Raw genomic sequence first — 7,236 nt, forward strand, 5'->3', positions numbered from 1 at the left:
TGCTCGTCTGATCAGGATCGGCGCCGTCGTCTTCGGTCTGCTCGGGATGCTGCTGGCCGTCGGAACCCCGCTGTTGCCGGTGAATCAGACGACCGCCGAACTGCGGTGGCCGCAGGGCGACGCGGTGGGCAATGTGAGTGCACCGCTGGTGTCGTTCGTGCCGATCGACATGGACGTCGCCGCGCCGTGTGCACTGGCACGCGCATTACCCGCGAGCGGTGGGGTGCTGCTCTCGACACTGCCCGAGGGCGGGCAGGACGCCGCGGCACGCGCCCTGTTCATCCGCGCCACCGCCGACGCGCTGGTGGTGACCGACCGTGACGTCGTGATCCTTTCGGCTCCCCGGGACACGGCCCAGGACAATCCCGACTGCCGCATCCTCTTTCACGCCGACGGGTCGGGCGTGTCGGCACGCTTCGCGGCCGGACCGGGTGGCGCGTCGGACGCGCCCGTCCTCACCGGCGACGACGCCCAGTCGAGTTTCACGGTGCCCGACCAGCAGATGCGCCCGCAGATCGTCGGCATCTACACCGACCTGCCGACCGACGCGCCGCGTGACGGGCTGTCGGCGCACGCCACCATCGACACCCGCTATGTGAGCACACCGACCCCGCTGAAGGTGACGGCGATCGTCCTCGGCATCCTGATGACCCTCGCATCGCTGGTGATGCTCGGTCTGCTGGACCGCCGGGATGGCCGCAGCCACAAGCGGTTCCTGCCGTCGGGCTGGTGGACGATCCGGCCGCCCGACGTCGCGGTGTTCGTCATCCTGGCCCTCTGGTGGCTGATGGGTGCCAACACCTCCGACGACGGCTACAACTTCGTCGTCGGCCGGATCGCCGGCGACGCCGGATACGCCGACAACTACTTCCGCTACTTCGGCGTGCCGCAGGATCCCTTCGGATGGCACTTCCAGGTCATCTCGGCGATGACCCACGTCAGCCTGGCCGCACCCTGGATGCGGTTGCCCGCCTTCCTGCTCGGACTCCTGGGGTGGTGGCTCATCTCGCGCGAGGTGATCCCTCGCCTGGGTCGCGCCGTCCGCCACAGCACGCCCGCGGTGTGGTCGGCGGCGTTCGTGTTCCTCGCGATCTGGTTGCCGTACAACAACGGATTGCGCCCGGAGCCGGCCGAGGCGGTCGGCGCCCTGCTCACCTGGTGCTGTGTCGAACGTGCCATCGCCACCCGCCGCCTGCTGCCCTATGCGATCGCCGTGGTCACCGCCGCCTTCACCCTGGCGTTGGCGCCGGGCGGATTGATGGCCGTGGCAGCACTTCTCGCGGGTGTGCGGCCCATCGTCAAGACCCTGGTGACCCGACGCCGCCGCGACGGTCTGCTGCCGATGCTGGCGCCCATCCTGGCCGCCGGTACCGCGGTGCTGTTCCAGATCTTCGCCGACCAGCCGTTGATGCCGCTGCTCGTCGGCAATCAGGTGGCCACCTCCGTCGGTCCGACCCTGGAATGGTGGGAGGAGCCGGTGCGGTACTACTACCTGATCCTGCCGACCGCCGACGGCACGCTGTCCCGGCGCTTCGGCATCCTGGTGATGATCCTGTGCCTCATCGTGGTCCTGCTCCGCCTGCTGCGTCGGGTACATCCCAACGGGGTTGCACGGGCACCGATCTGGCGACTCATCGCGGTCACCCTGGGCACGATGTTCTTCATCGCGTTCACCCCGACCAAGTGGACCCACCATTTCGGGGTCTACGCCGGCATCGCGGGCGGCCTTGCCGCCGCGGCCGGTGCGATGATGGCACCGGCCATCCTGCGATCCCGGCGCAATCGGACCTTCTTCGCCGCGGCCGTCCTCGCGGTCACCGGGATCTCGTTCACCGGCACCAACGGATGGTGGTTCGTCGGCAGTTACGGCATCCCGTGGTGGGATCGTCCGCCGTCGCTCGCCGGAATCCAGTTCGGGACGGTGTTCCTCGTCCTCGCGGTGATCACCACCCTGGTCGGATTGTGGTTCCACTTCCGCGACGATTACGTCGACGAGGCGACCCGTGCGGGCCGGTCCGACCGTTGGTACACGAGGCTGACGTTCTCGCCGCTGCCGGTCATCTCGGCGTTCGTGGTGATCTTCATGGTCGTGACCTTCGCGAAGGCAGCGTACGTACAACGTGACTCGTTCTCCTGGCTCAACTCCAATGTGCGGGCACTGACCGGGAACTCCTGCGGACTGGCCAATGACGTTCTCGTCGAGGCGGATCCGACGGCGGGTCTGCTGCGGCCCGCGGCCGTCGACGGCACACCCGCGCCGGACGTCTCGGCGGCACTCGCCGGCACACCGTCCGGGCAACCCCCGAGCGGTTTCTCCCCCAACGGGGTTCCCGACCAGCTCAGCGTGGACGCCACCGAGGACTCCGATACGACCACGACGTCGTCGGGCACCAACAGTGCCGCGTCCGGGGCGGGCGCCGATGAGTCCGGGTCCTCCGACGAGTCGGCACAGGGCGGTACCGAGGGCGGTCAGGGACAGCGAGGGGTCAACGGATCGACGGTGCGGCTTCCCTTCGCTCTGAACCCCGCCGCCACACCCGTACTCGGCACCTACGGATCACCCACCGGCACAGGTCATCTGACCACCTCGTGGTACACCATGCCGACGCGTTCGGACACCGCCCCGCTGCTGACCGTCGCGGTCGCCGGTTCCGTGGAGGCCGTCGACGGGATCGGCGTGGTCCATCCGGGACAGAAGGTCATCGCCCAGTTCGGACGGACCCGGCCCGACGGCGGCGTCACCCCACTCGGGACGATGTCACCGATCGACATCGGCGAGGCCCCCACGTGGCGCAATCTCCGCTTCCCCCTTGCCGAGTCACCCGCCGGCGCCACCGTCGTACGTATCGACGTGGTCGACACCGCGGGCGCCCCCGCCGAATGGGTGGCGATCACTCCCCCGCGGATCAGCACCCTCGGAACGCTGAACGATGTTGTCGGACGCACCGATCCGGTGTTCATCGACTGGCTGCCCGGGATGGTGTTCCCCTGCCAGCAGCCCATGAAGGTCGTCAACGGCGTTCTGCAGGTACCGAAGTGGCGCATCATGCCCGACGCCGAGGCCACCCGGAAGAACAGTCAGACCTGGATGGCGGGCACCGCCGGAGGGCCGCTCGGCATCACCGAGGCGATGCTCACGCCGACACTGCTACCGACCTACCTGCGCAACAACTGGGACCGGGATTGGGGTGGGCTGCAACGGTTCACCGAGATCGATCCGGCGCCGCCGGCCGACCTGGAGATCGGCACGGCACGGCGATCCGGGCTCTACAATCCGGCACCGATGCGATCCAGCGGGTACTGATCGGCCGCGGCATCGGACTCCAGGAACCGGATCGTCTCGGTGATCGTCTCCGGCGCGTCATTCTGCGGCAGCCGCTGCAGTTCGTCTTCGACGATCCACGGCCACCGCCACCCGATCCGGCGTCACCGACTTGACCGCGGCGTCGACGACGGTGCCCTTGCTGGTCGCCCTTGTTGTCGAGGAGCAACTCCTTGAGGTTGTTGCTCGACCGCGAGTACATGTCACGGAACTCACCGGTGGAACCGTTGGTGACGGCAAATGCTGTCACCGCGAGACGGGATCGCTTGCGCGCTTGCGTCGTGACCATACCGTGATCATCCGTCTCGGTTGCGTTGCGCAGCGCCGCCGAGGGTGTGCGGCGGCCGGCGGCACTCGTAGCGTGGGGTCATGACCACATTCACCGCTCCCGGACTCAGCTCCGACACCGCATCGACGGTCACCACTCTCCTTCAAGAGCGTCTGTCGGCGCTCAACGATCTGCACCTCACCCTCAAGCATGTGCACTGGAATGTGGTGGGCGCCAACTTCATCGGCGTGCACGAGATGATCGACCCGCAGGTCGAACTGGTCCGCGGATATGCCGACACCATCGCCGAACGCGTCGCCACCCTCGGCGCGTCGCCACGTGGCACCGCCAAGGCCATCGAGGACGACCGCTCCTGGGATGACTACTCGATCGGTCGGGACACCGCGCAGGCACACCTCGGCGCGCTCGATGTGGTGTACGACGGCTTCATCACCTCCCATCGTGACGCCATCGCGAAGACCGGCGATCTCGACCCGGTCACCGAGGACATCCTCATCGGGCAGACCGCCGAGCTGGAGAAGTTCCAGTGGTTCGTGCGGGCGCATCTGGAGAGCTACACCGGCGAACTCGCCACCGCGGGACAGACCACCGAAAGCGGTGCCGCCGCCGCTGCACGTAACGCCTGACCTCTGACACGACGTCGGACACATGTCACCCGAACCCGCTGTGAGAACCACACCGCCGCCGGTGGTGCCGAGGTCGATCCGATTCCGGCACCACCGGATCCCGCGGACCGCGGAGTCCGGGTGCTGTGGATCGCCGCCATTCTCGCAGTCATTCTCTGGGTCTTCGTGATGGCGATCGGCTTCACCGGGTCGGTGACGGTCGCCGCCGCCCTCGTCGCATTTCTTGTTACCCTGGCCGCAGGCACCATGTTTGCCCTGTCACGGTTATGAGCCACCTCATGTGACGTTCACAAGGGGATGTGAAACAGCTGCATCCATCCGGTTGCGCCTCGGCGCGCCAAGGGAAGGCCGATGGACGTGGTTCTGCGATGACCCCCGATTCTGCACAGATGTCAGTCGAAAGTGGATTCACTCTCTTCGATGACCTGGAGCTCCACATGCAATTCGCGCCGGTGTGCCGGTTGAGCGACGGTGCCGTCGCCGCGGTCGAACTCACCCTGCGCGGCCCGACCGGCACACGAGTCGGCACCTCCCGCGCCTTGCGGCGAGCGGCCCGGCTGATGGATCAGCACCGCGTCCTCGACAACCGCAAACGCGAGTTCGCGACGTCCCCGCAGGCACAGTCCCTGGCCAAGATCCTGCCGCTGCTCGTCCACCTCGATCTCGAACTCGTCGACGGCCTCGACGACGACACTCTCGACGTCCTCGAGCGGCACGTCATGGTCGTGCTTCCCGACGCCGTCGAACGCAGCCCGCAACGCACCCTCGCGCGGGTCGCCCGAGCCCGCAGCGAGGGACGGGTGATCTGTGTCGACGGCCTGACCACCAGCGATCAGGCCGCCACACTGCTGTCGCTCATCGAACCCGACATCATCGTCACCGGGCCCGAGCTACTTGCCGCCGACGCCAATCCGGACGGCGCGCGGATCGCACACACCTTGGCCGCCCACATCGAACGCACGCATGCGGTGGTCGTCGCCGACGGCGTCGACGACGAGGCCAAGCGGATCACCGCGATGACGATGGGCGCGTCCTACGGCACCGGCAGCCTGTATCCCGCCGTCGAGTCGCCGTCGGTGTTCGGAACGGCGACCATCGTTCCGCTGCCGGATCTGCCGGTGTGGTCGACACCGGCACCGGACGGCGCCACCCCGTACGCCATCGCGTCGGCCCTGCACGTCCCGCGCCGCGGCAGCAAACGGTTGCTGATCGAGATGAGCAAGGCGTTGGAAGAACAGGCCGCCGCCGGTGGGGCGGCCATCGTGCTCGGCACCTTCCAGCACGCCCGGCACTTCACCGACCGAACCGCGGCACGATGGCGGTCGATGTCGATGCGCACCGGACTGGCCGGCGTCTACGGGGTCGACCTCGTCGACATCCGCGACGGCAACGTGCACCGCGCACCGCTGGCACCCGACGACGACCTCGTCGAGGAATGGAATGTCGCGGTGCTGGGGCCTCATTTCGCCGCTCTGCTGTCGGCGCGCGATCAGCATTGCGGATCGGCGGACCTCGACCGCACCTTCGATTTCGTGCAGAGCTACGACCGGGTGACGGTCACCCAGGCGGTGCACTCCATCCTGCAGCGGTTCGCGTGAGTGCGGTCGCCATGGATTCGCCCATCCGAGACACACGAAAATCGCGGCAAAACTGCAGCTAGGTTCGGCTTTCCTGACTTGCGGCTCCCGACAATTCGGGCTTGAGTTGAGTCATGCGCAACGTCGAGGACACTGCTGCCGAGCATGACGATGCCGATCCGCCGCATCAGCATCCGGGTGAACCCCACGCCGGCGGCTCACTGAAGAATCGTCTCAACTGGCTACGTGCCGGTGTGCTCGGCGCCAACGACGGCATCGTCTCCACCGCGGGCATCGTCGTCGGTGTCGCCGCCGCCACCACCGAGCGCGGTCCGGTATTCACCGCCGGTCTCGCGGGCCTCTGCGCCGGCGCCGTGTCGATGGCACTCGGCGAGTACGTGTCGGTGAGCACCCAACGCGACACCGAACAGGCACTCCTGGCCAAGGAAACCCGCGAACTCCGTGAGGAACCCGAGGCCGAGTTCGAGGAACTGGTGGGCTTGTACGAGGCCAAGGGCCTCAGCCACGACACCGCCTGCCGTGTGGCGACCGAACTGACCGACCGTGATGCGTTCGAGGCCCACGCCGACATCGAACTCGGCATCGACCCCTACGAACTCACCAACCCGTGGATGGCCGCGGTGTCCTCTGCGGTGTCGTTCCTGTCCGGCGCCCTGCTGCCGATGCTGGCGATCCTGTTGCCGCCAATCAATGTTCGGGTGCCGATCACCTTCGCAGCGGTGATCGTCGCCCTGGCCTTGACCGGCTACGTCGGCGCCGTCCTCGGCGGCTCATCGCCGTGGCGGCCGATGTGCCGGGTCGTCGTCGGAGGCGCCATCGCGATGATCGTGACGTTCGCGATCGGAAAAGCACTCGGCACCGCAGTGGGCTAGGAAGACCCGACGCGGGTCGCTCCGGTCTCGGCGAGGACTGCACCGCCGATGTCGGTGGGAATGATCCGGGTCAACTCGCTGAAGTGAACTGCCGCAATCGCGTTCGATCTTCGCGCCCCGGGGAGTATTGTATCTGTCGCCGGCAGAACCCATCTCGCCGGGGCGGGGCGATAGCCGCCGCGTTGGGCTCCGCCTAGACGACGAACCGCGTCGACACCCCATCCCGTCGGTCGAGCCCCTCATCCCCGCCGGTCGAGCCCCTCATCCCCGCCGGTCGAGCCCCTCATCCCCGCCGGTCGAGCCCCTCATCCCCGCCGGTCGAGCCAACCGGAGCGCTAGCGGAGGTCGTGTCGAGACCACGCAAGCTAGCGCTGAAACCCGCCCACCCCAACCACATTCACTCATCCACACCCTGTGGATAGAAAACCCTTGCGATTCACGTAGAAGACGGCTATAATAGAACACACAGCCACAACGGCCTTCTCGGGGGAGGTGACATCAGCATGACAGACACCACCGACAGTCCCAT

At 67.4% G+C, this 7,236-nt stretch carries 5 protein-coding genes; all 5 read left to right on the forward strand.

Annotation, left to right across the window (positions count from 1 at the left end):
• The first annotated feature begins 46 nt into the window (after positions 1–46).
• Complete coding sequence (locus ABLE94_RS25500) at positions 47–3,304, forward strand: arabinosyltransferase domain-containing protein (protein ID WP_348810249.1); 3,258 nt, start codon at positions 47–49, stop codon at positions 3,302–3,304.
• Between the two features lie 387 nt (positions 3,305–3,691).
• On the forward strand, positions 3,692–4,237 hold the full coding sequence (locus ABLE94_RS25505) for a Dps family protein (RefSeq protein ID WP_348810244.1): 546 nt from the start codon (positions 3,692–3,694) through the stop codon (positions 4,235–4,237).
• Positions 4,238–4,357: 120 nt separating this feature from the next.
• Positions 4,358–4,507, forward strand: a complete 150-nt coding sequence (locus ABLE94_RS25510; RefSeq protein ID WP_348810245.1) for a hypothetical protein — start codon at positions 4,358–4,360, stop codon at positions 4,505–4,507.
• Between the two features lie 119 nt (positions 4,508–4,626).
• Entirely contained in the window at positions 4,627–5,835 is a 1,209-nt protein-coding gene (locus ABLE94_RS25515; RefSeq protein WP_348807273.1) for a DICT sensory domain-containing protein, read from the forward strand.
• Positions 5,836–5,948: 113 nt separating this feature from the next.
• On the forward strand, positions 5,949–6,707 hold the full coding sequence (locus ABLE94_RS25520) for a VIT1/CCC1 transporter family protein (RefSeq protein WP_348810246.1): 759 nt from the start codon (positions 5,949–5,951) through the stop codon (positions 6,705–6,707).
• Positions 6,708–7,236 lie beyond the last annotated feature (529 nt).

The organism is Gordonia sp. VNK1, from assembly GCF_040049135.1.
Classification (GTDB): Bacteria; Actinomycetota; Actinomycetes; order Mycobacteriales; family Mycobacteriaceae; genus Gordonia; species Gordonia oleivorans.

Coding starts and splice junctions, on each gene's coding strand:
- ABLE94_RS25515 (WP_348807273.1), top strand. CDS start 4,627: ATGTCAGTCGAAAGTGGATTCACTCTCTTCGATGACCTGGAGCTCCAC.
- ABLE94_RS25500 (WP_348810249.1), top strand. CDS start 47: ATGCTGCTGGCCGTCGGAACCCCGCTGTTGCCGGTGAATCAGACGACC.
- ABLE94_RS25505 (WP_348810244.1), top strand. CDS start 3,692: ATGACCACATTCACCGCTCCCGGACTCAGCTCCGACACCGCATCGACG.
- ABLE94_RS25520 (WP_348810246.1), top strand. CDS start 5,949: ATGCGCAACGTCGAGGACACTGCTGCCGAGCATGACGATGCCGATCCG.